The 22600-nt window shown below is 69.2% G+C and carries 28 protein-coding genes; 16 read left to right on the forward strand and 12 right to left on the reverse strand.

Annotated features, from left to right (window positions below):
• The first annotated feature begins 220 nt into the window (after positions 1-220).
• The 6 genes from LOY02_RS09940 to LOY02_RS09965 all read left to right on the forward strand — a co-directional run bounded on the left by LOY02_RS09940 (position 221) and on the right by LOY02_RS09965 (position 6099).
• Positions 221-1372, forward strand: a complete 1152-nt coding sequence (locus LOY02_RS09940; protein WP_317182197.1) for an acyl-CoA dehydrogenase family protein — start codon at positions 221-223, stop codon at positions 1370-1372.
• Between the two features lie 11 nt (positions 1373-1383).
• The gene (locus LOY02_RS09945; RefSeq protein WP_317182198.1) at positions 1384-2151 is read left to right on the forward strand and encodes an SDR family NAD(P)-dependent oxidoreductase; all 768 of its coding nucleotides are present in this window, start codon (positions 1384-1386) and stop codon (positions 2149-2151) included.
• A gap of 159 nt (positions 2152-2310) precedes the next feature.
• Positions 2311-2805 carry a SigE family RNA polymerase sigma factor gene (locus LOY02_RS09950; protein ID WP_317182199.1) on the forward strand — a complete coding sequence of 165 codons (495 nt, stop codon included), beginning with the start codon at positions 2311-2313 and terminating at the stop codon, positions 2803-2805.
• The gene (locus LOY02_RS09955; RefSeq protein WP_317182200.1) at positions 2802-4058 is read left to right on the forward strand and encodes a hypothetical protein; all 1257 of its coding nucleotides are present in this window, start codon (positions 2802-2804) and stop codon (positions 4056-4058) included. Before LOY02_RS09950 ends, LOY02_RS09955 begins: the two co-directional genes overlap by 4 nt.
• Before the next feature lie 161 nt (positions 4059-4219).
• A complete protein-coding gene (locus tag LOY02_RS09960; protein WP_317182201.1) occupies positions 4220-4720 on the forward strand; it encodes a SigE family RNA polymerase sigma factor in 501 nt (166 codons plus the stop codon).
• Complete coding sequence (locus tag LOY02_RS09965; RefSeq protein ID WP_317182202.1) at positions 4717-6099, forward strand: hypothetical protein; 1383 nt, start codon at positions 4717-4719, stop codon at positions 6097-6099. The genes LOY02_RS09960 and LOY02_RS09965 overlap by 4 nt, the downstream gene beginning before the upstream one ends.
• Positions 6100-6757: 658 nt before the next feature.
• Here LOY02_RS09965 and LOY02_RS09970 read toward each other — a convergent pair.
• Positions 6758-7567: a class I SAM-dependent methyltransferase gene (locus tag LOY02_RS09970; protein ID WP_317182203.1), complete on the reverse strand. Its 810-nt coding sequence runs from the start codon at positions 7565-7567 to the stop codon at positions 6758-6760.
• Between the two features lie 69 nt (positions 7568-7636).
• Here LOY02_RS09970 and LOY02_RS09975 point away from each other — a divergent pair, with 69 nt between their 5' ends.
• Positions 7637-9196 carry a LuxR C-terminal-related transcriptional regulator gene (locus tag LOY02_RS09975; RefSeq protein WP_317182204.1) on the forward strand — a complete coding sequence of 520 codons (1560 nt, stop codon included), beginning with the start codon at positions 7637-7639 and terminating at the stop codon, positions 9194-9196.
• Positions 9197-9247: 51 nt separating this feature from the next.
• Here LOY02_RS09975 and LOY02_RS09980 read toward each other — a convergent pair whose 3' ends face one another.
• Positions 9248-9622: a MerR family transcriptional regulator gene (locus LOY02_RS09980; protein ID WP_317182205.1), complete on the reverse strand. Its 375-nt coding sequence runs from the start codon at positions 9620-9622 to the stop codon at positions 9248-9250.
• Positions 9623-9674: 52 nt separating this feature from the next.
• Between LOY02_RS09980 and LOY02_RS09985 the strand changes: the two genes are divergently transcribed.
• A complete protein-coding gene (locus LOY02_RS09985) occupies positions 9675-10205 on the forward strand; it encodes a nuclear transport factor 2 family protein (RefSeq protein ID WP_317182206.1) in 531 nt (176 codons plus the stop codon).
• Positions 10206-10289: 84 nt separating this feature from the next.
• Here LOY02_RS09985 and LOY02_RS09990 read toward each other — a convergent pair whose 3' ends face one another.
• From LOY02_RS09990 to LOY02_RS10000, 3 genes are all read right to left on the reverse strand, one after another.
• Positions 10290-10466 (reverse strand): hypothetical protein, encoded by a 177-nt coding sequence (locus LOY02_RS09990; RefSeq protein ID WP_317182207.1) that lies wholly within the window; start codon positions 10464-10466, stop codon positions 10290-10292.
• Positions 10467-10471: 5 nt separating this feature from the next.
• The gene (locus LOY02_RS09995; protein ID WP_317182208.1) at positions 10472-11926 is read right to left on the reverse strand and encodes an NAD(P)/FAD-dependent oxidoreductase; all 1455 of its coding nucleotides are present in this window, start codon (positions 11924-11926) and stop codon (positions 10472-10474) included.
• 144 nt (positions 11927-12070) lie between these two features.
• Positions 12071-12949: a sigma-70 family RNA polymerase sigma factor gene (locus LOY02_RS10000; protein ID WP_317182209.1), complete on the reverse strand. Its 879-nt coding sequence runs from the start codon at positions 12947-12949 to the stop codon at positions 12071-12073.
• 82 nt (positions 12950-13031) lie between these two features.
• Between LOY02_RS10000 and LOY02_RS10005 the strand changes: the two genes are divergently transcribed.
• Complete coding sequence (locus tag LOY02_RS10005; protein WP_317182210.1) at positions 13032-13415, forward strand: DoxX family protein; 384 nt, start codon at positions 13032-13034, stop codon at positions 13413-13415.
• 75 nt (positions 13416-13490) lie between these two features.
• Here LOY02_RS10005 and LOY02_RS10010 read toward each other — a convergent pair whose 3' ends face one another.
• Genes LOY02_RS10010 through LOY02_RS10020 form a run of 3 tightly spaced genes read right to left on the reverse strand, consistent with a single transcriptional unit; the run spans position 13491 to position 15096 of the window.
• Entirely contained in the window at positions 13491-14285 is a 795-nt protein-coding gene (locus tag LOY02_RS10010; RefSeq protein WP_317182211.1) for a methyltransferase domain-containing protein, read from the reverse strand.
• The gene (locus LOY02_RS10015) at positions 14282-14512 is read right to left on the reverse strand and encodes an anti-sigma factor family protein (RefSeq protein WP_317182212.1); all 231 of its coding nucleotides are present in this window, start codon (positions 14510-14512) and stop codon (positions 14282-14284) included. The genes LOY02_RS10010 and LOY02_RS10015 overlap by 4 nt, the downstream gene beginning before the upstream one ends.
• Complete coding sequence (locus LOY02_RS10020; protein WP_317182213.1) at positions 14509-15096, reverse strand: RNA polymerase sigma factor; 588 nt, start codon at positions 15094-15096, stop codon at positions 14509-14511. Before LOY02_RS10020 ends, LOY02_RS10015 begins: the two co-directional genes overlap by 4 nt.
• Before the next feature lie 282 nt (positions 15097-15378).
• Here LOY02_RS10020 and LOY02_RS10025 point away from each other — a divergent pair, with 282 nt between their 5' ends.
• The 4 genes from LOY02_RS10025 (at position 15379) to LOY02_RS10040 (ending at position 17442) form a co-directional block, all read left to right on the forward strand.
• The gene (locus LOY02_RS10025) at positions 15379-15795 is read left to right on the forward strand and encodes a hypothetical protein (protein WP_317182214.1); all 417 of its coding nucleotides are present in this window, start codon (positions 15379-15381) and stop codon (positions 15793-15795) included.
• Between the two features lie 144 nt (positions 15796-15939).
• The gene (locus LOY02_RS10030) at positions 15940-16506 is read left to right on the forward strand and encodes an OsmC family protein (RefSeq protein ID WP_317182215.1); all 567 of its coding nucleotides are present in this window, start codon (positions 15940-15942) and stop codon (positions 16504-16506) included.
• Entirely contained in the window at positions 16503-16682 is a 180-nt protein-coding gene (locus tag LOY02_RS10035) for a hypothetical protein (protein ID WP_317182216.1), read from the forward strand. The genes LOY02_RS10030 and LOY02_RS10035 overlap by 4 nt, the downstream gene beginning before the upstream one ends.
• Positions 16666-17442 carry a methyltransferase domain-containing protein gene (locus LOY02_RS10040; protein WP_317182217.1) on the forward strand — a complete coding sequence of 259 codons (777 nt, stop codon included), beginning with the start codon at positions 16666-16668 and terminating at the stop codon, positions 17440-17442. The genes LOY02_RS10035 and LOY02_RS10040 overlap by 17 nt, the downstream gene beginning before the upstream one ends.
• Before the next feature lie 266 nt (positions 17443-17708).
• On the opposite strand, the gene LOY02_RS19235 is transcribed toward LOY02_RS10040, so the two are convergent.
• Positions 17709-18320: a TrmO family methyltransferase gene (locus LOY02_RS19235; protein WP_410505938.1), complete on the reverse strand. Its 612-nt coding sequence runs from the start codon at positions 18318-18320 to the stop codon at positions 17709-17711.
• On the opposite strand from LOY02_RS19235, the gene LOY02_RS10045 reads away from it, so the two are divergent.
• Together LOY02_RS10045 and LOY02_RS10050 are read left to right on the forward strand one after the other, a co-directional pair.
• The gene (locus tag LOY02_RS10045; protein ID WP_317182218.1) at positions 18319-18777 is read left to right on the forward strand and encodes an N-acetyltransferase; all 459 of its coding nucleotides are present in this window, start codon (positions 18319-18321) and stop codon (positions 18775-18777) included. The two genes, LOY02_RS19235 and LOY02_RS10045, sit on opposite strands and share 2 nt — an antisense overlap.
• Before the next feature lie 42 nt (positions 18778-18819).
• Positions 18820-19161, forward strand: a complete 342-nt coding sequence (locus LOY02_RS10050; protein WP_317182219.1) for a cupin domain-containing protein — start codon at positions 18820-18822, stop codon at positions 19159-19161.
• Positions 19162-19227: 66 nt separating this feature from the next.
• Here LOY02_RS10050 and LOY02_RS10055 read toward each other — a convergent pair whose 3' ends face one another.
• The 3 genes from LOY02_RS10055 to LOY02_RS10065 all read right to left on the reverse strand — a co-directional run bounded on the left by LOY02_RS10055 (position 19228) and on the right by LOY02_RS10065 (position 21430).
• Positions 19228-19575, reverse strand: a complete 348-nt coding sequence (locus LOY02_RS10055) for a VOC family protein (protein ID WP_317182220.1) — start codon at positions 19573-19575, stop codon at positions 19228-19230.
• 183 nt (positions 19576-19758) lie between these two features.
• A complete protein-coding gene (locus tag LOY02_RS10060; protein ID WP_317182221.1) occupies positions 19759-20700 on the reverse strand; it encodes an aminoglycoside phosphotransferase family protein in 942 nt (313 codons plus the stop codon).
• A 64-nt stretch (positions 20701-20764) separates the two neighbouring features.
• A complete protein-coding gene (locus tag LOY02_RS10065) occupies positions 20765-21430 on the reverse strand; it encodes a Type 1 glutamine amidotransferase-like domain-containing protein (RefSeq protein WP_317182223.1) in 666 nt (221 codons plus the stop codon).
• Positions 21431-21707: 277 nt separating this feature from the next.
• On the opposite strand from LOY02_RS10065, the gene LOY02_RS10070 reads away from it, so the two are divergent.
• Positions 21708-22187, forward strand: a complete 480-nt coding sequence (locus LOY02_RS10070; RefSeq protein WP_317182222.1) for a GNAT family N-acetyltransferase — start codon at positions 21708-21710, stop codon at positions 22185-22187.
• Positions 22188-22600 lie beyond the last annotated feature (413 nt).

A 22600-nucleotide genomic window follows, 5' to 3' on the forward strand; every position in this document is an offset into this window, starting at 1 on the left:
AGCGGTCGACGCAGCGGTCGACGCAGCGAGGGGCGCACACGAGAACGCTAGGGCCGGCGGCCCGGTCTGTCTCCCGCGATTCCTGGTCGCGGTCGATTCGCTTCCTCCCGGTGCCCTGTGCGTGGCCTCCCGTCGAGTGCTCACTTCCTGTCCTCGCCCAGCCCCACGGCATACGTCTCACGTTTTTGGCGGGATGCTCGGACGTCCTAGTATCTGGTGCATGCCAGCGACGAGGTTGATGCCCACCGAAGACGCCGCCGACCTCATCGAGCTGACCCGGGAGATCTGCCGCAAGGACCTCGCCCCGAAGGTCGACGACATGGAGCGAGCCCACGAGCTGCCACGCGACGTCTTCCGCACCCTCGGCCGCGCCGGCCTGCTCTCGTTGCCCTACCCCGAGGAGCTCGGCGGCGGCGGGCAGCCCTACGAGGTCTACCTCCAGGTCGTGGAGGAGATCGCTACCGTCTGGATGAGCGTGGCCGTCGGCGTCAGCGTCCACAGCCTCACCGCCTTCCCGGTCGCCACGTTCGGCACGACCGAGCAGCAGGAGGCCCTCCTGACGGGCATGCTCTCGGGCGAACAGCTCGGCGCCTACTGTCTCTCCGAGCCCCTCGCCGGCTCGGACATCGCCTCGATGACGACCCGGGCGACGCGCTCCGACGACGGCTCCTCGTACACCCTCAAGGGCACCAAGGCCTGGACCTCGCACGCCGGGCACGCCGACTTCTACACGACCTTCGCCCGGACTGCCGACACGGGCGGCAAGGGTCTGTCGACGTTCATCGTCCCCGCTGACACCGAGGGCATGACGTTCGGCGTACCCGAGCGGAAGATGGGCCTGCACTCGGACACGGTCGGCGAGGTCCTCTTCGACGGCGCCCGGGTCGACGCGAGTCGCCGGATCGGAGAGGAGGGCCAGGGCATGATGATGGCGCTGACGGCTCTGGACTCCGGCCGCCTCGGCATCGCGGCCGCCGCGACCGGCCTGGCGCAGGCCGCGCTCGACGTCGCTGCGGGCTACGCCAAGGAGCGCGAGCAGTTCGGCCGGCCCATCGGCACCAACCAGGGTCTTGCCTTCATCCTCGCCGACATGGAGGCCGCCGTGACCTCGGCCCGCGCGACCTACCTGCACGCCGCCCGGCTCAAGGACGCCGGCCGGACGTTCAGCAAGGAGGCGGCGGTCGCCAAGATGATCTGCACCGACGCCGCGATGAAGGTGACGACCGACGCCGTCCAGGTCCTCGGTGGCGCCGGCTACACCCAGGACTTCCCGGTCGAGCGCTACTTCCGGGAGGCCAAGGTCACCCAGATCTTCGAGGGCACCAACCAGATCCAGCGCATCGTCATCTCCCGCCACGTCCTCGCCGACTGAAAGGTCTCCCCGTGCAGCTCACCCCCACCACCGTCGCGATCGTCACCGGCGGCGGCTCCGGCTTGGGCGGCGCGACCGCCCGCCGCCTCGTCGCCGACGGTGCGAAGGTCGTCATCATCGACCTCGAGTCCTCCCCCGCCGCCTCGCTCGTCGAGGAGCTCGGCGCCGACCGCGCGGCCTTCGTCCCGGCCGACGTGCGCGACGAGGCGCAGGTCCAGGCCGCCGTCGACCGCGCCACGGAGCTCGGCGAGCTGCGCGTCGTCGTGAACTGTGCCGGGGTCGCCACGCCCGGACGCGTCGTCGGCAAGAGAGGCCCGCTCCCCCTCGAGACCTTCAAGACGGTCGTGGACATCAACCTCATCGGGTCCTTCAACGTCCTGCGTCTCGCCGCTGCCGCCATGCTCGACAACGAGCCCGTCGACGGAGACCGGGGCGTCATCGTCAACACCGCGAGCATCGCGGCATACGACGGGCAGATCGGTCAGGCGGCCTACGCGGCGAGCAAGGGCGGCATCGTCGGTCTCACGCTCTCGGCCGCCCGGGACCTTGCCGACAAGCAGATCCGCGTCATGACGATCGCGCCCGGCACCTTCGAGACGCCGATGCTCGCGGGGCTTCCCGCCGAGGCGCGCACCGTACTCGAGCAGCAGGTGCCGCACCCGGCCCGCCTCGGCGACCCCACCGAGTACGCCAGCCTCGTGCGTCACATCATCGACAACGGCATGCTCAACGGCGAGGTGATCCGCCTCGACGGCGCCCTCCGCATGCCGCCCCGCTGAACCAGCCCACGACGCAACACGCCCGGCACTCCGCAACGCACACCGGATATTTCACTGGTGCGTTGCGGACTGCCGGGCGTGTTGCGTGGTCCAGCGGACAACCTTCTGCGGCGGTGGGAGCGTATAGGTCAGGTCCGCTCCCTTCGACAGGGGAAACACATGGGAACCGCAGATGACGAGGCCGACTTCACGGCCTATGTCCGGGCGAGGCAACGCCACTTCGTTCGCTTCGCCTACCTGCTGACGGGTGACCCGCACAGCGCGGAGGACCTCGTGCAGAGCGCCTTCGCCAAGGTCTACCGCAAGTGGGGAGGCATCCACGGGTCGCCCGACGCCTACGTGCGCCAGACGATCATCAACGAGCACAACAGCTGGTGGCGCCGGACCTGGCGGCACAAGGAGGTCACGGGCAGCGACCTGATCACCTACGCCGACCCGCCTGCACCCGCCGACCGCTATGCCGACGACGACCTGCGCAACCACATCCGCAACCTGCCCACGCAGCAGCGGGCCGCGATCGTGCTGCGCTACTACGAGGACCTCACCGAGGCCCAGACCGCCGAGGTGCTCGGCATCTCCGTCGGCACCGTGAAGAGCCACACCAGTCGAGCCCTCAACGCCCTCCGGATCACGATGAAGGAAGTCACGGCATGAGCCCCAACGAGCTGGACCTGCGCCAGACCCTGCAGGAGGACGCCGCGCGCATCGACGCCACGGGGGACTTCGCCACGGCCGCCATCGGTCTGGAGCGTCGTCGGACCCGGCGGCGCACCACCATCACGGCAGCAGCCGCGGCCGTTGCCGCAGCCGTCGTGCCGTTCCTCTTCTGGTCGCCGACGGGACCCACCGGAAGCCTGGCCCCCGCCACGACCCCCAGCCCGAGCGCATCGGCCTCCCCCACGCCCTCGGCGACCGCATCAGGCGCCGAGACCACGACCCCCACCGTGACGACGACGCCCCCAGCCCCGCCCGTCACGGCGACGCCCGAGAACACGTACGCCCTCGACGACACGATCGTCGTGGCCGGCAGGAAAATTCCGCTGGAGCGGGGAACGGTCGTCGAGTCGCTCGTCGTGCTGTCGAATGGCGGCTTCCTCCTCCAGTCGCACATGAGCACCGGCGCGAGTCAGAGCGAGATGGAGATTCTCGACGCCGACGGTCGAACGGTAGCGGCTCTCGGAGACTCGGGCTTCTACGCCGTCTCCCGGGACGGCACTCGGGTGCTCTACCGCAACGGTCTGGACGACACCGTCCGCGTCGCCGGGGCGGACGGCGACCCCATCGCGGAGCGCCGGGACGACCGGTCTCCGGCCGCGATCGTCGGCGACTACGCCTACCTCAACGCCGACGCCTCGCAGCCCGGGCTGGAGTGGAACTACGTCACGGGCGAGACGCGGGAGGTGCCTTCACACATCGTCGCCGTGTCCGACGACCGGACCCGCGCCGCACTCCAGTGGGAGCTGCCGAGCGATGGCCAGGAGCCGGGATGCTGGGCCATTGTGGACCTCACCCAGCAGGCGTTCCCCACGCTCGTCGAGCAGTGCGGGCCCGAGGGCAACCCAACGCATTTCCAGCCCAGTTCGTTCTCGAGCACGGGGACCTACCTCATCGGGAGCAAGTTCATCGACGGCGGCCACTGGTTCATCCCCGGTGTGTTCCGTGCGAGTGACGGCAGGGACATGCTCGGCGGCACGCCGGAGAAGCCCATCTCGGCCTGGAGCTGGCGGCTGGACGCGGACGAGCAGTCGCTTGTCATCTCGCGCAACACCGCAGCGGACGTGTTCGGAGGCGAGCCCCGCAACACGCTCCAGCGCTGCACTCTCGGGATGGACTGCACCACCCTCCAGCCGGAGCTCGAGCTGACCGACCCGCTCGGCATGAGCCCCCGGTACGTCGTCCCGAGGTAGACCCGCGCCGTCGGAGGACCCCACCACCACCCGTATGCCGCTGGGCTCGGAAACGAGTCCAGCGGCATACGGCTGCTTATTGGCTTGCACCCCTTTGCAACCATTTGAGGGAGCACCTGCATCTCCCCCGTGACTGAGCCAACCGGGTGCCGAGGGGACACATGAGCGACGTGGACGAGGAGTTCGCGGCCTTCGTCCGCGCACGACAGCACGACCTCGTCCGTTTCGGCTACCTGCTCACGGGCGACCGCATGGCGGCGGAGGACCTCACCCAGACCGCCCTGGCCCGGCTCTATCTCAAGTGGGACACGATCCGTCAGGCCGGAGCCATGGAGGCATGGGTGCGCAAGGTCATGGTCAACGAGCACACGTCGTGGTGGCGCCGGGCCTGGCGGCGTCGCGAGACCGTCGACTTCGAGTCGACGCACACCTCGCAGCGCACGTCCTCGCTCGACCCTCCCGCGCGCGACGACGGCCTCTGGCAGCACGTCCTCCGCCTGCCGCCGCGCCAGCGGGCCGCGGTGGCGCTGCGCTACTACGAGGACCTCTCCGAGGCGCAGACCGCCGAGATCCTCGGCTGCTCCATCGGCACCGTCAAGTCCCAGACCCACCGGGCCCTGGCCACCCTGCGCAGTCGCCTCGAGCAGGAGGTGCCGGCATGACGGGCGACAGGCCAGACGGCGGCAACGGCCTCGAGCGCCGCCTCGTCGACTCGCTGCACGGCCACCTCGACACGGTGACGGCGAGCACCGACCTCACGGCGGCCGCGGTCTCGCAGGCGCGCCGCCTGCGCCGGAACCGCGCGATCCTCACCGGCGTCGGCGCCGTCGTCGCTGCGTTGGCCGTCGCGAGCCCGTTCGCCCTGGGCGGCCTGCGGGACGACGGGACCCTGATCGACCCGGGTCCGGCCCGCACGGCCTCCTCGGCGACCTCCTCTGCGACGTCCCCAGCGACGACCCCAGCGACGTCCTCTGGGCCCTCCACTGCGACCACGACGCGGGGTTCGGGCACGACGGCTCCACCCACGGCGACCGCTTCTCGCACGACGGCGCCCCCCACCCCGGCGCCGACCTACGACGCCGACAGCGCACCCCTTGCCACGGCACGGCCGAGCCTGGCCGGGTCGAGCGGTTCGCCCGACGTCTCCCACGTCCACGGCACGACGGTCCGCGACCTGACGCGGGATCGCGAGGTCACCCTGGCCGTGGCGCCTGGCTCGCAGCTCGGGTCGGACATCTCCCTGTTCGCCGACGGTGCGGTGCTCGGCAGTGTGCTCGCCGGCGGGGACTGGGAGGTCGTCGTCTGGGACGGGGTGACCGGCGCGGAGCGGGCCCGGCTGGGCCGTGGGTCCGTGCTGGCGATCAACTCCGACCACACCCTCGCGTCGTATGTCGACGCGTCAGAGCGCCTCCACATCATCGCCTCGGACGGTGACGTCGTCGCGACCGCTCCCCGCGCCGGCCTGCTCGCCGAGGGCATCGTCGGCGACACGGTCTTCGTCAACGACATCCGCAGCGAACCCGTTCGCGGCTACACGTGGAACGTCCGCACCGGCGCTCTCAAGGGCTTCGACGGGCGCTTCGGGGCTGCGCACGAGGGCGCTGGTCTGGTCGTCTTCCTGCCAGAAGGTGGCACCGGTGGAGACACGTGCTTCCGGCTGCTCGACGCCGACGACCTGGCCGCCCGGTGGACGGCGTGCGGGGACTTCTTCCCCAGCGCGTTCTCGCCGTCGGGCGAGCTCCTCATCGGCGGTTCGGGTAGCGACGGCGGGTCGCCACATGACCTGTGGGTGATGCGGACGAGCGATGCCGCTCGGATCCTCCACGTCGACAGCGGCGCCAACGGGCTCCTGATGACCGGCAGCGCCATCGACGCCCGCGATCGGGCGGTCACGGTGGTGGCCCACAGCGAGACCCTCGACGAGGCGCTCCTGCGGTGCCCGCTCGACGGGTCGTCGTGCACCGTGGTCGGGGCGCCCGAGCGACTCGACACCGGCTCTGCATCGGGCATGAGCCCCCCGGCGTGGCTCGTCATGCGGTGACCGCAGCGCCGCGCGTGCCGACCGTCAGATGCCGTATGCCGCTGGGCCGGGACGTGCACGTCCGCTGAGTGGCCGAGTGGCTGGGTGGCCGAGTGGCTGGGTGGCTGAGTGGCTGGGTGGCTGAGTGGCTGGGCCTGTGGGGGCGAGCCCGACCTGCTCCGGCGCCCCGGCAGCGGTCGGGCGTCCGACCCTGAGAAGCGAGGGGCCGCCCCGTCGGCCGGCGACAGGGGGGAACGCCGGTCGCCGACGGGGCGGCACCTGTTGCCACGAGGACGAGCCCCGAAGCACCCCGGGCGGTGTGGATGCCCCCTCACCTCCCGGGTCGGGCCCTGGCGCGCACCCCTCCACGAATGCGCGCCAGGCGCCCTGGCAACCATCTCCGAGGAGATGGCCACTACCTGTTAGACGGGTAGTGGCGCTCATCATGACACGATTTCCTGTTGAATCCAGAACTTTCTCAGGGGGTGAGTCCCGCTCTGGGTTGGGCGCCCCGCTCCTTGCGGTGGGAGCAACCACGCAAACACTCCGTCAATATCACATGAATCGTACCCCCACGGGTTGGCGTTTCCTGCCCACTGGTCGGCACGCCAGCCGCGGTGGGGTCCGGTATGTCCCAACTCGCAGCAGGACCCGCGCCCGGGGGGTGCTGCGCTGTCCGTCATTCACGTTCGGCAGCCAGAACATAACCGGCGAGCGGAATGACCAGCTGACCGCCACGGAGGAACGACCGCAGCACGTCGTGCGACTCGGCCAGGATCCGGTCGAGATGCGCCTGGTCGAGGCGGTCGCGGAGCGGTGTCGCGTTCACCTCGGTGAGCACCATCGCCGCGACGTCGGGGAAGTAGGCCGGCTGGACGTGCTGATCGACCGCGGCCACGCGAAGGCCGACCTCTGCGCAGCGGTCTCGCATGAGCCCGACGTCCCCCTCGGACCAGTAGGTCCCGAGCAACTCAACGGCATCCGGTCCGGCATGACGGGCGACCAGGTCCGCCCACGGCCCGTACGCGGGCTGGGCTGACAGTGACGAGAACGCCTGCACGACGACTCGACCGCCGAGCCGGACAACCCGCTTCATCTGGGCCAGCGCCGTTGTCGGATCGGGGAAGAAGAAGATCGCCGATTGGCAGGTGACGACGTCGAAAGTGGCCTCACCGAAGGGAAGCGCCGTCACGTCGCCTTGCCTCCACTCGACTCCCGGTGCGACGCGACGAGCGACCTCGAGCATCGCCGGGTTCAGGTCCAGCCCGACCACCCGGCCGTTCGGGGCCACGAGCTCGGCGGCAGCCCGGGCCACGACGCCGGTCCCGCACGCGACGTCAAGGACTCGGTCGCCCGGACGCAGCCGTGCGGCCCGGAGGACCGGACTCACCCACTGCTGGAAGAGCGCCGGCACGAATCGGTCCTCGTAGGCCTCGGCCTGCTCGGCACTGATGAGGAACTGCTCTGTCGTCATGTGTCCAGACTCCATCGCGGGAGCCTGGGCGCGGATCGGTCAGTTGCCCCATGCAGCGTGCCCATCTGGCGCGACAATGCACCTATGGGGCCTGGCGACCTCATCCACGACGCAGACGTGAAAGCCCGGGCGGGTGACTACGTCGGCGCCCTCGCGCTGCGTGAGGCGGCATACGCGGGGTACCGCGCGGACGGTGACATCCGGAGCGCGGCACGGTTGGCGGCATACCAGATCGCCTTCGACCACCTCGCCCTCTTCGGCAACGACGCGGTGTCCCGGGGGTGGCTGGAGCGTGGCATCCGGCTCGCGGATCGGTCCGGCCCCTGCACCGAGGCCGGATGGGTCGCTCTCGCGAGGGCGCTCCACGCCTCGCGCACCGAGGATCGTGACCACTGGGTCGCAGTCGCCGAGGAGTCCGCGCGGACGTTCGGGGACGACGACCTCGGCTTCGACGCGCTCGCCTACGGCGGCCTTGCCTTGGTCGAGACCGGACGAGTCCCCGACGGCATGCGCCGGTTGGACGAGGCCGCTGCCGCCGCCTACGCCGGTGAGGTCGCCAGCCCGTCGGTCGTCGGTGAGATCTACTGCAAGCTGATGGTCGCCTGTGAGGCGACCCTGGACGTGCCGCGCGCCGAGCAATGGCACCGCGTCTTCGCCGACCTGGAGAAGCGCCTGGACCTCGCCTGGGCCTCGGCGATCTGCCGGATGCACGTGGGGGTGGTGTGGACTGCGGCTGGGCGGTGGGACGAGGCGGACCAGGAGCTGACCCGGTCGGTCGAGCTGTACGACTCGACGTACCGCGCGCTTCGCCCCGCGGCGTGTTGCCGGTTGGCCGAGCTCCGCGTCCATCAGGGCCGTTACGGCGAGGCGCAGCGGCTGCTCGCTCACGGCCGGGGCGACGCCTTCGGCCTGAGCCCGGCGGCTCGAGTGGCATGGCGGCAGGCGGTCAGCGACAGCGAACGCCGTGCTGCGGTGGCGGTCCTCGCAGAAGAGCTGGCCAGACGCGAGGGCAACCTCGGGGTGCTCCCGGCACTCGCCCTGCTCGCCGAGCTCCAGGTCGCCTGCGGGGATCTGGGGGCTGCTGCCCGGACTTTGTCCCGGATCGCCGACCTGACGGCCGGGGACGTCGGCGAGGCCCTGACCGGGCTGGCCCGGCTGGCCGATGGAGTGGTCGCCGCAGCGACTGAGGATCCGCGGGCCCGCCAGGCACTGCGCCAGGCCGTGCGCCTCCTCGGGTCTGCCCGACTCCCGCTGCAGCAAGCCCACGCCCAGCTCGCCCTGGCCGAGGCGGTCGCGAGGGACGATGCGGATGTCGCACTGGCAGAGGCCAGGCAGGCAGCCGAGACCTTCGCCTCGCTCGGTGCATCCGTCGAGCTCGGGCGTGCCTCGGCACTGCTGCGGAGCCTGGGTGGCCGACCGGCGCCGGCTCCTCGCGGGGGTGACCTCCTCACTGAACGGGAGCGCGAGGTGCTGTCGCTCGTGGCCGCCGGCTGCTCCAACCCGGAGATCGCCGCACACCTGTTCGTGAGCAGGAAGACCGTCGCCCACCACGTCAGCAACGTGCTGGCGAAGCTGGGGGTGCGCAACAGGGCCGAGGCCGCTGCCTGGGCTGCGATCCAGGAGAGCCGGCGCCTCACCCGGTAGCAGCGACGGTGGACGAACCGCACGCACAGGCTGGATGGAGTGACGACGGGCTCACCCGACCGACTGCTCAACCTGCCCAGCGGGGGACATGTTGTCCTCCCGTTCGCGCAGGTGTGCGAGCGTCTCCTGGTCTCGTTGGATCGATGCGGTCAGCCGGGCGATGTGACGCCGAAGGATCGACCGCGCCTGCGCACAGCCATTGAACTCGCCGCCCGCCGTGAGGCAGGGCCGCAGCGTGACGATGTCAGCAACGGACAGGCCCGAGGCGAGCAGCCGCTTGACCACTCGCACCTCCTCGATCGCCTGCAGCGGGAAGTCGCGATAGCCGTTCGGCCTCCGCACACTGGTGAGCAGGCCCGCGCGGTCGTAGTGCCGGATCGACCGCGGCGATGCTCCCGACCGTCTGGCCAGCTCGTCGACTCTCATGCGGGAAATGCTGTTGACCTTGACATAGGTGTACGACTTTAGCCTGCCCGGTATGACCTCTCCCTCACGAATTTCCTCCCCGTTCTCGCTCGTGCCGCACGTGACCACCGCTCTGGCGCGTTCGGCCGATGCTTCCCGTGCGGCCAGCGTTGTCGACGCGTTGTTCCGGTTCGGCCTCGCCCAGGACAGGCGTGACGACCCTGGAGCGTTTGAGCTGTTCGAGTCCGCCTTCACCGAGGATGCGGTGCTGGACTTTCGGCCCGCAGCCCACAGGTGCGGCATCGACGTCCCCCTCATGGAGGGACGGGAGATGATCAGCGGCATCATCATGAACCCGGCCACTCGCATCGACACCACGCACGTCGTGACCAACCCCAGGGTGGCCATCACCGGAAGCTCGGCCGAGATGACTGCCCTCGTCGAGGCGCAGCACCTGCCCAAGAACGACCACAGCCGGCACGCGCTCCTGAAGAACCTCTACTCGGTGACCGCGCGCGAGTCAGACGGCCTGTGGCGGATGAGCAGGGTCTACATCGACTGCGTGTGGTTCACCGGAGACCCGCGTGTCATCACTGGCGCCTGACACCGCCCCGCCGTGCCGCGCGGACGTGCCGGGCCCGGGCACCACTCCGTCGTCAGTGGTCAGCCCCGCTGGAGCCTCAGCCGATCAGTGGTCTCCCTTGAGCACCATGCGCATGATCCGGCCGTTGAAGCTGATGAATCGCGTCAGCTGGTAGGCCAGGTTCCGTCGGCCGCGCAGGGTCTGGGCCGTCGGCAGGGGGGCCTTCGACACGTCTGCGAACGGCTGCTGGTCGCGCTCTCGGGGCACGTTCTCGTTCGTCATGGTCATCACTCCGGGATGAACTGCCAGCCGATGTGGCCCTTGGCTTTGTAGAGGAACAGGTGGTGCAGCATGAGCTTGACCCAGTGCCCGGACAGCCCGATCTCACCGGTGGTCGCCTTGAGGTCGCGTCCCGTCGGATACACCGAGTAGTCCGGCACGACCGGCATCATCGTCATCGCGGCCGCTGAGCCGGTGCGCAGGTTCGCACCGGCGGAGGCGACGCACGCTGCCCCCATGTTGGCCATGGAAGCGCGGTGCGCGGGGGCGTTGCGTCCGTTGTTGATCCGGTCGACGACCGTCAGGGCAGCTGTCTTGCCCATCACCCCCGACGGCATGCCCGTGCGCGGCGGCGCGGGCGAGATCACCGTGCCACCCGGGCTGGTGCGGGGCCGCGAGATGGGGTGCGGCGGAGCGAAGGCTATTCCCACCGCGAAGACGTTGTCGTAGCCGGGAGCCTGGTACGTCTCGGGCCAGTCCCGACCGCGCCAGTCCTCATAGGGTTTCGGCGTGTAGTCGGCATCCACCTTCATGAACCCGCTCGGGGCGAACAGCTCGCTGGTGATGTCGTTGCCCTGCTTGTCGTAGGCCTTGAGGGGGACCCCACCGAACGGTGGGAGCAGCATGGCGAAGTCGAAGGGAAGGCTGTGGTGCTCGCCGTCCAGCGTCTCGTAGTGGATGACGCCTGCCTCGATTCGCTCGACATGCGCACCCAGGATCGCCCGGACGTCGCGCTCTCGGAACAGGGAGGCCGTCCACAGCTCACTCGTCGTCTGGAATCCGCTCTCCTCGAAGGTCATCCCGTCGACGCCGAAGTCGCCGAGGGCCGCCTCGTTGCTGAAGTAGATGACCTCCGCGAGGTCCCGCACCCCCGCCTCGCGCAGTTCATGATCGACGTTGAAGACGTACTCGAAGGCCGCTCCTTCGCAGGTGCAGGTGCCGTGCCCCACACCCACGACGAGCGTCTGCCGCTCGCCGGCCCGAAGCCTCTCGATGGTGGCCCTCAGCTGACCTGCTGCCTCGATCGCATGATCGGCCGTGCACACGGATGCGGTGAAGCCCTCCGGTCCGAGACCCTCCGTCGCATCGAAGCGCAGCCGTGGACCAGTGGCGTTGATGAGGTAGTCGTAGCGGAGCCGTTCCGTCTGGCCCGCTCTCCCCTGCCCGGTGTACTCGACGTCGACGGCCCCGCGGTCGCTGTCGGCGTCTCCCTGCGGGTGGATCGCGTAGGCCTTGGCCTGACGGAAAGTGATTCCCTTCTTGCGGTAGACCGGTTCGAGCGGGAAGACGACATCCTTCTTGGCCATCTTGCCCACACCCACCCAGATGTTCGACGGAATCCAGTTCCAGTGCGAATTGGGTGACACCACGGTGATGGTGTGGCCGCGCCGCAGACGGCGGCTCAGGTGCAGCGCGGCCGTGTGCCCCGCGATTCCCGCTCCCAGCACGATGACGTCTGCCATGACTCCTCCTCGGTGACCCCGATGGTGCCGCTCGTCTGCGGACCACACCCCCACCTCTATCGGGGAGCAGCGGCCCGCGGTAGGGCCCAAGGTCCCTGCGAGGCATCGATCCATCGTGCGCGCGCCCGTGAACGTCCCTCTCGGCTAGCCGCCGATCTCGTCGCAGGTGGGCAGGTCCATGGTGGCGAGCCGGCGTGGGTCGACCACGGCCACCACGTCGACGATGCGTCCATGGCGCACGGTGCACGCCATGACGCTCAGCGGTACTCCGCTGCGGCTCCAGGTCAGGACGCCGGGAGCCCCGTTGACCAGGACCCGGCGTGCCACCACTGCGGCCCGCGCACCGCGCTCGGTGGCGGCGATCACCTCGGTGACCCCGAGCGTCACCGTGACCCCATCAGGTCCGTAGGAGCGCCACGTGATGTGCGGGTCGAGCACCTGCAGGAGGGCATCGAAGTCACCGTCCCGGGCAGCCTTCAAGAAGGCATCCACCACCTGACGCTGACGCTGTCGACCATCGCTCGGAAGGTCGGCGCCGCGGACCTTGCGGCGCGCGCGGCTGGCCGACATCTTGGCGGCGTCGGTGGAGGCGCCGAGGATCTGGGCGATCTCTGCGAACGGCACCGCGAAGATGTCGTGGAGCACGAACGCCAACCGTTCGTCAGGCCCGAGCGAGTCGAGCACCACCAAGAGTGCCAGGCCCACCGCGTCGGTCGCGACCGCGGCCTCATCGGGGGCTTCGGTGTCTTCACTGACCGTGAACTCGGGTAAGTCCGCCTGGGGGACGGTGGCCACCCGGGCTCTGCGCGCCCGGAGCATGTCGATGCAGACCCGACCGGTCACCGTGGTCAGCCAGCCAGGCAGATTGTCGATCGAGCCCTGTTCCTGACGAGCCAGGCGCAGCCACACCTCCTGGACGGCATCCTCGCCATCTGCTCGGGATCCGAGCATCCGGTGGGCCATCGCCACCAGCCGCTCGCGGTGGTCATCGAACTCGGTCACCAGAGACGAGTCGCGAGTCATGGCTGTCACCTTTCGTGGCTGAGGTCCGACACCACTACGACGCACCTCGCACTGGCGAGGTAACGGAACGAGAGGAGTTGCCGTGCACACTGCCCTGTGGATCGTCACCATCATCGTTGCCACCGCGTTTGCCATCGGTGGCGTGAGTCAAGTGGCGCTGACCAAGGAGAAGTTCCGCTCGTTCGGACCCAGCCAGCACTGGGTCGACGACTTCGGTCGAGGGCACGTCAAGGCCATCGGCACGACCAAGATCATCGGGTCCGCCGGTATGGTCCTGCCGGCGCTGCTCGACGTGGCCGTCATCCTCGTACCCCTGGCCGCCTCCGGGCTGATGCTGGTGATGGCCGGTGCAGGAACAACCCGATTCCGCCGAAGCGAGTGGGGCTACCTGCTCGGCGACCTGATGTTCATCGGCCTGCTCGGCTTCATCGCCTGGGGAAGATTCGCGCTCGAGCCGCTGGGCTGACGGCCATCCCCGACTGCGTCAGCCTCGGGAGCCGCCCGCGAAATTTCCCTCCGCCCTGGCGGACGCTGGCGTCGGCTATGGCCGTGAAGCCCGCACGACGATCGCGATCGCGACCTGCGGGTGACGTTCGGGCGGGATGAGGCGTCGCATGAGGTCGATGACGTGTTCGGGAAAGAGCGGGTAGAGCGAGCAGTCGTCGATGCTCAAGGGCTCGTGGGAGACGACCTCGATGTCGCGGAAGCCGGCGCGGTCGAGCTTGTGGAGGAATCCCTCCTCGGACAGGGCGCCGGCGACGCAGCCGGCCCACGCCGCGGGCTGGGTCACGATCTCGGGCGGCAGGTGGTCCTGGTCGACCGTCAGGTCCGAAACGCAGAGCCGACCGCCTGGCCGCAGCACGCGGGCGCACTCAGCCATCGCCCGACCCTTGCGCGCCGACAGGTTGATGACCCCGTTCGAGATGACGAGGTCCACGCTCGCGTCTGGCAGCGGGATGCCCTCCATCTCTCCCAGCAACGGTTCGACGGTTTCCACGCCCGCCAAGCGGGCAGCCTGGGCGGTCCGCTCCAGCATCTCGGGCAGGAAGTCCAAGGCGATCACGCGCCCTGACGGCCCCGCCCGGTGCGCGGCGATAATGCTGTCGATCCCGCCCCCGCAGCCGACGTCGAGGACCGTGTCGCCGGGCTCGATCGTGGCCCAGCTCAGGTGATCGGCCACGCCGAGGGAGCGACAGATCGCCGACATTGGAACTCCCGCCAGGGCCTCGGGAGAGTAGATGCGACGGGCTACTGCTTCCGTCGTCGGTGGCACGTTGCGGTAGGCGTCGCGGACGATCCGCTTGATCGCCTCTGTCGGCATGAGGTCACTGCTCAACTGCCCATCTCCTCCACGGTTCGTTGGAGTCGGCTCAGCACATCAGGGGGCACCTCCATATCGGCCGATCGCGCGAGGAACCGCCTCAGCTCCTTGGTGAACTCGAGCTCCCCGCAGCAGGTCCGGCAGCGGTGAAGGTGCTCCTCGAGCGTTCGGACATCCGCCGCGGGAAGGTGCTCGTCGAGGTAGTCCCACAGCCGGCGTGTGGCCTCGGTACACGTGATCATCGGGCGTCCACCTTCTTCGTCAGCATCCCGGTGTCCTCCGCGTAGGACCACAGCTCACGCTCGAAGAGTTTGCGACCGCGGTGCAGACGCGAGAGCACCGTGCCGAGCGGGACGGAGAGCATGTCCGCGACCTCCCGCGCGAGGAACCCCTCCACGTAGACCAGTACCAACGGAATCCGGTACAGCACCGGTAGCCGCAGCAGAACGGTCCGGACATCCTGACAGGTGAACCCGGCGAGGAAGTCGAGGTGCAGCGAGTCGGAGTACGGAAACGGGTCCTCGTAGGCGATGGTCCGGTAGAGAGAGAACTCCTCAATGGCCTCGATGTCCATCGGCGCGGGGAGTCGGGCGGTCCTTCGGAGGTGGTCCCGGCAGCAGTTGACCAGGATGCTCGCCAACCAGCTCGCAGCGGACCCGTGGTCGCGCAGCTGATCGTAGTGCCGATAGGCGCGGATCAGGCACTCCTGGACGGCATCCTCCGCCGCGCTGTCACCCACCAGCCCGCGCGCGATCGCGTGCAGGCGCGGGATCTGGGCTCGCGCCAGCGCTTGATAGGTCTCGGTCTGGTCCTTGGTCAGGCGCATCCTCGGCTCCCGGGACGGTTGACCCAGTAGCGGCACTGGTGAGACGTCCCCGGCGACTGCCGTTATTGCATTTTCCGCCGAGGCAATAGCCCGTGTCATCCATGACGTCTGATCAGTGTCAACGCCAGCGCCCACCCGGTGCCGGTCAGCATCGGAAGGCATGAGTTCAGGAGGCAAGAAATGTCCAGACACGGCCGATCGAAAGTCCTGCTGCTCCTTGGCGTAGCGCTGCTGCTGCTCCTGAGCGGTGGACCGGCGACTGCCCTTGCCCCGCCTGGAACCTTGGAGTACGAGCCTTCGTACTACGAGGGCCAGACGGTGGTCCTCCAGATCCCGTCGGCCACCAGCGCCAGCCCGAGCCAGGCCCACTTCGCCTGCTTCGCGCTCGGCCCAGATCTGTCCACCTCGAGTCGCCACGCCCCGGCACCCACGCTGTACGTCGTCCTGGCGCCCGGCGCCACCCAGGTCGCGTGCGCCGACGGCACCCTCAGGCACGACCACGTCCTGTCCGCTGTGCCGGGGACCAGCGGATACACGGGCGCCTGGACGATCGTCCTCGCACTCCCGGGCGCCGCCTTCGACGTCGCCAACATGCCCTACACGAGCGTCGCTGAGGTCGAGGCCGGCGTCGCCACCGGCGAGCTCATCCTCGTCCAGACCGGAATCGCCTTCGTGGCCCCGGTCGTCGGAGGACGCTGATTGGCCGATGCAATGGGCCTCGTCGGCCGGGACGTCTCAGCGGTGTCAATGTCGGTCGTCGGCGCGGCTCTACGACAGCCCGTGGGGCCCGGGCTCGGCGCCCGCACCGGTCCCATCCATCACTCTCACCATCCGGAGGTAACGATGTCCACCACACAACGCCAGGCGACGAACGGGGTGAATGTCACCCAGCTCGCCGAAACGGTCACCGCGATCCAGCAGGACCCGACGCTGGCAACATTCCGGTTCCGAGCGGCCACCACTTGGCTCGGCGGAGGTCACTCCCGCACGTCCATCCAGGGCTTCTGGGGCGCCGGCACAGAGGACTCGTCCCGCTCCAAGCCCTTCAACCTTGACGGCGACGAGCCGCCGGTGCTGCTCGGCTCCAACCAGGCGCCCAACGCCGTCGAGACCGTGCTGCACGCCCTGGCCTCCTGCCTGGCCGTCGGCGTCGCGTACAACGCCGCGGCACAAGGCATCGAGATTCGCGCCTTGGACTTCGACCTCGAGGGCGAGCTCGACCTGCACGGCTTCCTCGGCCTGTCCCCAGACGTGCGCCCTGGCTACCAGACGGTCCGAGTGACCTACACCATCGATTCTGACGCGCCGGACGAGCAGATCGACGAACTGCTCGCCCAAGTGCAGCGAACCTCACCGGTGCTTGACATCGTCAGCAACCCGGTCACCGTCACCATGGCGCGCGGAACATGACCGATCATGCGGCGATCCAACCCCTCGACGACAACCCGGGAGACGAGTTCCCTGTCGTCCCGGGGGAGGCTCAGGCGATCGAGAGCCACGGCGGCACTGAGCCCCTGCGCCTGATCTGCCTGGACTGGTCGACCGCAGCACGATGGGAAGGAGGCACCAATGGCCAGCTCGGTTGACCCGGAGCAGCTCACGACCAAGGTCCAGCAGATGTACCAGCGCGTCGCGCAACAGCCGCACGGTACGTACCACTTCCAGCTGGGACGACCCCTGGCGGTCCGGCTCGGCTACAGCGAGCGGGTCCTCGACCGGATACCGCCCGGCGCGGTGGAGTCCTTCGCCGGCGTGGGCCACTTCTTCGACCTGGCCGCCCTCGGGCCGAGCGAAACCGTCGTGGACCTCGGCAGCGGCGCCGGGATGGACGCGTTCTACGCCGCCACGCTGGTTGGCCCGTCCGGTCGGGTCATCGGCATCGACTTCACCCCGGCCCAGGTCGAGAAGGCCCGTCGCCTCGCGGCCGACGGCGGGTTCGGGCACGTTGAGTTCCGCGGGGAACGCATCGAGAACCCTTCGGTCGACGACGCGAGTGCCGACTGCATCATCTCCAACGGCGTGATCAACCTCGCGGCCGACAAGCAGGCGGTCTTCGACGCCGCGGCCCGGATGTTGCGGCCCGGGGGTCGGATGGCCATTGCGGACATCGTCACCGAGCGCCAGCTCAGCGATGCCATCGTCGGAAACGCCGAACTGTGGGCCTCGTGCATCGGGGGCGCGGCGCAGGAGGACGCCTACCAAGAGGCCATCGAAGCGGCGGGCCTCTTCATAGCTCAGATTCGGCGCAACCGCTACGAGTTCCTCTCCGCACAGGCAGGCAGCGCCACCAGGAGGTACGGGGTGAAGAGCATCTCCGTCCTCGCCGAGAAGCGGGGGTCGTCGTGAAGCGGCCGTATGCCGGGGGGCCCGGCTCCCGCATCGGAGGGACCTCCCAGAGACGGCACTCTGTCCTGCGATCGAGCCCAGCGGCATACCGCCTCTTCAGCGCCGTCGCAGCTCGGCCGTGCACCGGGCGACCCACGTCACTGAACCCCGACGAGGGCATCTTCGGCGGTATGCAATGAACATGGTCGGCGGCGAGGCGGGCCGCCACGTGGGGACCCTCGACGGCAGCGCCGGAACCGGCGGCGGCTGCCTGATGCTCGATGATCTCACCTGGCACGGGCCTGCCATCCGCGGGCAGCGGGGTGAGCAGCCCGATCAGCTCGAAGGGGATGCCCGACGCGATGTCCACCGCGAGCCTCCGCCCGCTCTCGGGCTTCACTGGCAGCTTGGGCGCCGGCGCGAGTTGCGACAAACCCGCAGCCCCGTCGGCCCGCGATGCTGATTCGCTCCTGCACTGCGCGGTGGTAGCCGCGCATCAGCCGCCTTGACCAGGCCGGCTGCGACACGGGGCCGACGGGCTCGAACTCCCGCATGTACGGCTTGATGTCGAGGACCGGCGTCCCGTCTAGCACGTCGAGGTCGGCAACGCGCAGGTCCAAACCGTCCACGTCCAGCAGTCGACACCGCGAGACCCCGAGCCGGTTGGGCCGGAAGGGACCGTGTCCGGCGAAGACTCCCACCGGTGGCCACTGCGGGTTGCCACGCGCTGGGCGAGGATCGGTCCGGATCTTGGCCGGGTCGACGCGGTCGAACACGAAGACGATCTCCAGGTGGGAGAACGCAACGAGACAGCCGGTGGCACGAGGAACGCTGCCGCTCGTGCCACCGCGAGAACTCAGGTGCAGGGCGTCTGGCGGGGCCAGTACCGTGCCGGTCATGACCGCGGATGCGTTCGTGCCGGTCGGCTTCGATCCGCCGACCTCGCTCGTCACCGACCAGTTCCGCCTCGAACCGCTGGGGCCGCAGCACAATGAGGCCGACCATGCCGCCTGGATGTCGAGCATCGAGCACATTCGCTCCACCCCCGGGTACCCCGACGGCAACTGGCCGCCACGCAGCGGCATGACGCTCGAGGAGAACCTCGCCGACCTCCGCCGCCACGCCGATGACTTCGCGCGCGGCGTCGGCTTCACCTTCACTGTCCTTGACCCCAACGACGACGACGTCATCGGCTGCGTCTACCTGTATCCGTCTGCCTCCGAGGATTGGGACGTCACGGTGCAGTCCTGGGTGCGGGCAGACAGATCTGGCCTCGACCGGCCGCTAGCAGACGCCGTTGCACAGTGGGTCGCCACCGACTGGCCGTGGGAGCGTTTGGACCGTTGCGGTCGCTGAGTCGTGACGGCACTCCGGCCGCCGCGGTCGTAGAGTCACCACATGCCAAAGCAGTCCCCCGTCTCAGAGTCCTCCGCCCACCTGGGTCTCATCGACGCGCTCCCCGTCGTGGCCGAGTCGACGACCTCGCGGGTCCTGGTCACCAACGACGTGATGCGGATCGTCCAGTTCACCTTCGACGCCGGGGAGATGCTCACTGAGCACACCTCGCCGCGGGCCGTGGCAGTCCAGCTGGTGAGCGGCCGGATGCGCTTCACCGTCGACGGCACCGAGCACGCCATGGGGGACGGTGACATCATCTACCTGGCCCCGGGCGCTTCACACGCTCTGGTCGCCGAGACGGCGTGCCGGATGACCCTGGTGATGGTCGACCTCCCGGCCTGATCCTGCGCACCCTGCCTCAGCACCGGTTCGCGAACCCGTCAGCAGGCTACTCATCCGCCATCTACCTCATGCGAGGTTGGAGACGATGTTGAGGACGTTCCCTTCGGTGTCACGGAACACGGCAAAGACCATGCCGATCTCGGGGATAGCCGTGCGGCCTTGGACAACCGTCGCGCCGGCCTCGACCGCCATGGCCAGGGTGCCGTCGAGGTCGTCCACCCGAATCACGAGTCGAGGGTGCACAAAGTCCTCGGTGCGTGCGCTGATCTCGCCCCGGATGGCACCTTCACGCGGCGGGCCGTAGGCGTCTTCAGGCGTCCAGCCGAAGACGCGCTGGTAGAACGCCCAGGCCTTGGGCTCATCCTCCGCGGGCAGCTGGAACCACGTCACCATGTTGGTGGAACTGTCGGCCATGGGTACCTCTCCGGGTTGGCGTGAGCATCGAAGTCGATTCGCTCGGCTCGCACGTTCTTTCTACTCGAGCCTCACCGATGGCGCCCGTCCAGGCCGCGGACCTGTGCGTCCACAGCTTCATTGGGCACAGCGCGTCTTATCAGATCCACTGCTGAATTCGGCTGCGTGGCGGGACATTCACCATCACCGCACTCGGTCCGACTCCAGGCGGGAATCGTCCTCGATCGGACGGTCCCACGCATCGACGATGCGGTCCAGGGTGCGCCTGCCCCACCGGCTCATCGTCGGGTTGGAGTCGAGGTAGTACCAGACCAGCCCCATCGCCTGCTGGAACGCCCAGGCCGTCCCGCGCCGCCACTGGACGTCGCCGCATCCGAGCTCGCGGCGGAGGATACCGCGCTGGGTCTCGTCGAGGAGGTGCCAGGCGGCCACGAGGTCGAGCGCCGGGTCGGCAGGACCGAAGCCGCCGCCGTCCAGGACGCCGACGAGGCGGCCGTCGTCGACCAGGACGTTGGGCGGGATGAGGTCGCGGTGGCACATCACGTCCTCGTCGACCTCGGGCAGCGTCCGAAGCTCCGCCCAGATCCGGCGCAGGAGGGGTACGTCGAGCAGGTCCTCGCTGTGCCGGAAGCAGGTCTCGAGCCACTCGTCGTGGTCCGGGAGGTGCCCGCCGCGCCCGACGCCGTCGAAGCGTCGCCCACCGGTGTCGCGGGCGCGGATCGCGGCGATGAACTGGGCAAGGTCCTGGGCGAATGCGTTCGAGCCTGCGGGGTCCTCGACCGTCGCGTCGTGGCCGGTCAGCCAGGTCTGGACGCTCCACGGCAGCGGATACCCCGCGCCCGGCTCCCCGATCGCCACCGGCACCGGGGTGGGCACGGTGGCTGCGTCGGCCAGTTCACGCGCGGCCGCGGACTCGGCCTCCAGCGATGCCCGGACCTGCGCTGGGTCGTGACCGACCAGCGGGAAGCGGGCGGCCAGGTCGTCGCCGATCCGGAAGATCGCGTTCATCGTGCCGGGCGTGCGCAGCTCGGTGACCGGCAGTGCGCGCCATTGAGGGAACTGCACCTCGACCAGCCGGCGGACGGTCCGCGCGTCGACGTGGAGCTGGTCGGCGTGCATCGTCATGCCGCCATCCTCCCGTCGGGCGACCACGGGTGTCCTCCGACTTTCCCGCGCGGCAGGCTCGGCCTCATTGCCCGACCAGGCGCCAGCGCCCGGTCGAGACGACGTCCACCTGGTCGCCGCGGACCCGGATCGCTGAGTCGTCGTCGAGCAGGTAGAGCGGGAAATCCACGCTTGCAGCCAGCCGATCCGCCCATGCCTCGTCGCGGTTGCGGAAGGACCGGGAGCCGAGGTGCGGCTTGACGTACCAGTCGAACAGCGGGCAGGGCGGCGTGATCCGCTCTTCGCCGAGGAGGTGGAGGTCGGCGAGGTCACCGAGCAGGTCGGCCGCCCGCTCGTCGAAGCGCCGGCTGAAGATCATCGAGCCAGCGCTGGTGCCGACGTACACCTTCTCGCGCACCAGCCTCGGGAACGCCTGGGACAGTCCGGCGCGGGCGATGCTCTGAGCGAGATGGAACTGGTTGCCGCCGGTCACCCACCAGACGTCGGCCCGGCCCAGACGTCCCTCCAGCACGTCCCGCGGCAGGCCGTTGAGGTCGAGCACGTCGAGCTCGCCCCAGCCCATGCCGTGCAGGTCGGCGAGCGCGTTGACGAACCAGCCGTGATCGCCGGGCTGTCCCAGCGAGGCGGTCACGATCGCCGCGACACGGGCATCGGCGCAGGGCTTGCCCAGCAACTCCGCAAACGCCTCTCGCAGCGTTTCGTTGGACAGCCCGTTCGAGGTCAGCAGCATCCGCACGTGCCCATCCTGTCCCACACCGGCAAGCCTCAGCCCGAGACGACGATCAACACCACGGCAACGGTGTGAACTCTGAGAGGAGACTCGCTGCCTCCGAGACGTCGCCGATGGGGATGTACGTAGACACGTCGTCGTACTCCTCCCACTTGGCACCCACGACAGGGCTCTCCTCTCGGAGCACGCTTTCGGAATTCCGGGGCTCGCTGGTCAGGAGTCAGACGAGTCGATATCTGGTGGCAGTACGACGCGGTTCGCTGACAACCTCGGTGCCATGAACGTCGAGGTACGCACCATCACCGCTGGTGACTGGCCCCTCTTCCGCGACGTCAGCTTGCGGGCGCTGGCCGACTCTCCCGACGCCTTCCGCAGGACGCTCGCCGAGGCCCAGGCGCTCACGGAGGACTTCTGGCGGCAGCAGGCCGAGGGGTCAGCACCGATCCTGGTGGTGCTGGAAGACGGCCGCGGAGTCGCGGTGGGTGGCGTCTTCACTCCCCCGGACAGTGCCGTCGCCTACGTCTGGGGCATGTGGACGGCGCCCGAGGCACGCGGCCGTGGGTACGCCGCCGGGCTCCTCGGCGATCTGGTGAAATTGTGCCGCGACCGCGATCTCGGCGTACGTCTGCATGTGACCGAGGGCAACCAAGCAGCACGCCGGCTCTATACCGCCCACGGCTTCAAGTCGACCGGCGTGTGGGAACCGCTCCGGGACGGATCGGCGCTGCAAGTCGAGGAGCTGCAGCTCGTGGAGTGACTGCGTTTTCGAAGTGCGACACTCACGACGAGGCAACGCTCAGGATGCCACTACGCCCCCAGACATGCCGCTGATGGCGTGCGCGGCTCCCATCCGGACGTGCCGCGTGCGGGACAGCTCGTGTCGCTCAGCGCGCGACACAGATTTGGGATCCATCACCCGAGTAGCGAGGAGGAGCGAGGCACCGGCGAGCGCGGACCACCAGCCCAAGCAGCAGGGTCGTCGTCCTCGAGGGCGCCGTCTTGGGCGATCCCTAGGGATCCCAGAGTGAAATCCTCTCAGTTCGAGGCCACTCGTGTCCCGTGCGCCGCCTGTCGCTCACAATGACAAAACTGCAGGTCAGGGGCGCCATGCGGCCCTCTCAACATGGAGCTGGCGAGGGGACTCGAACCCCTAACCACCTGTTTACAAGA

This window comes from Intrasporangium sp. (assembly GCF_032907665.1).
Taxonomy (GTDB): Bacteria; Actinomycetota; Actinomycetes; order Actinomycetales; family Dermatophilaceae; genus Intrasporangium.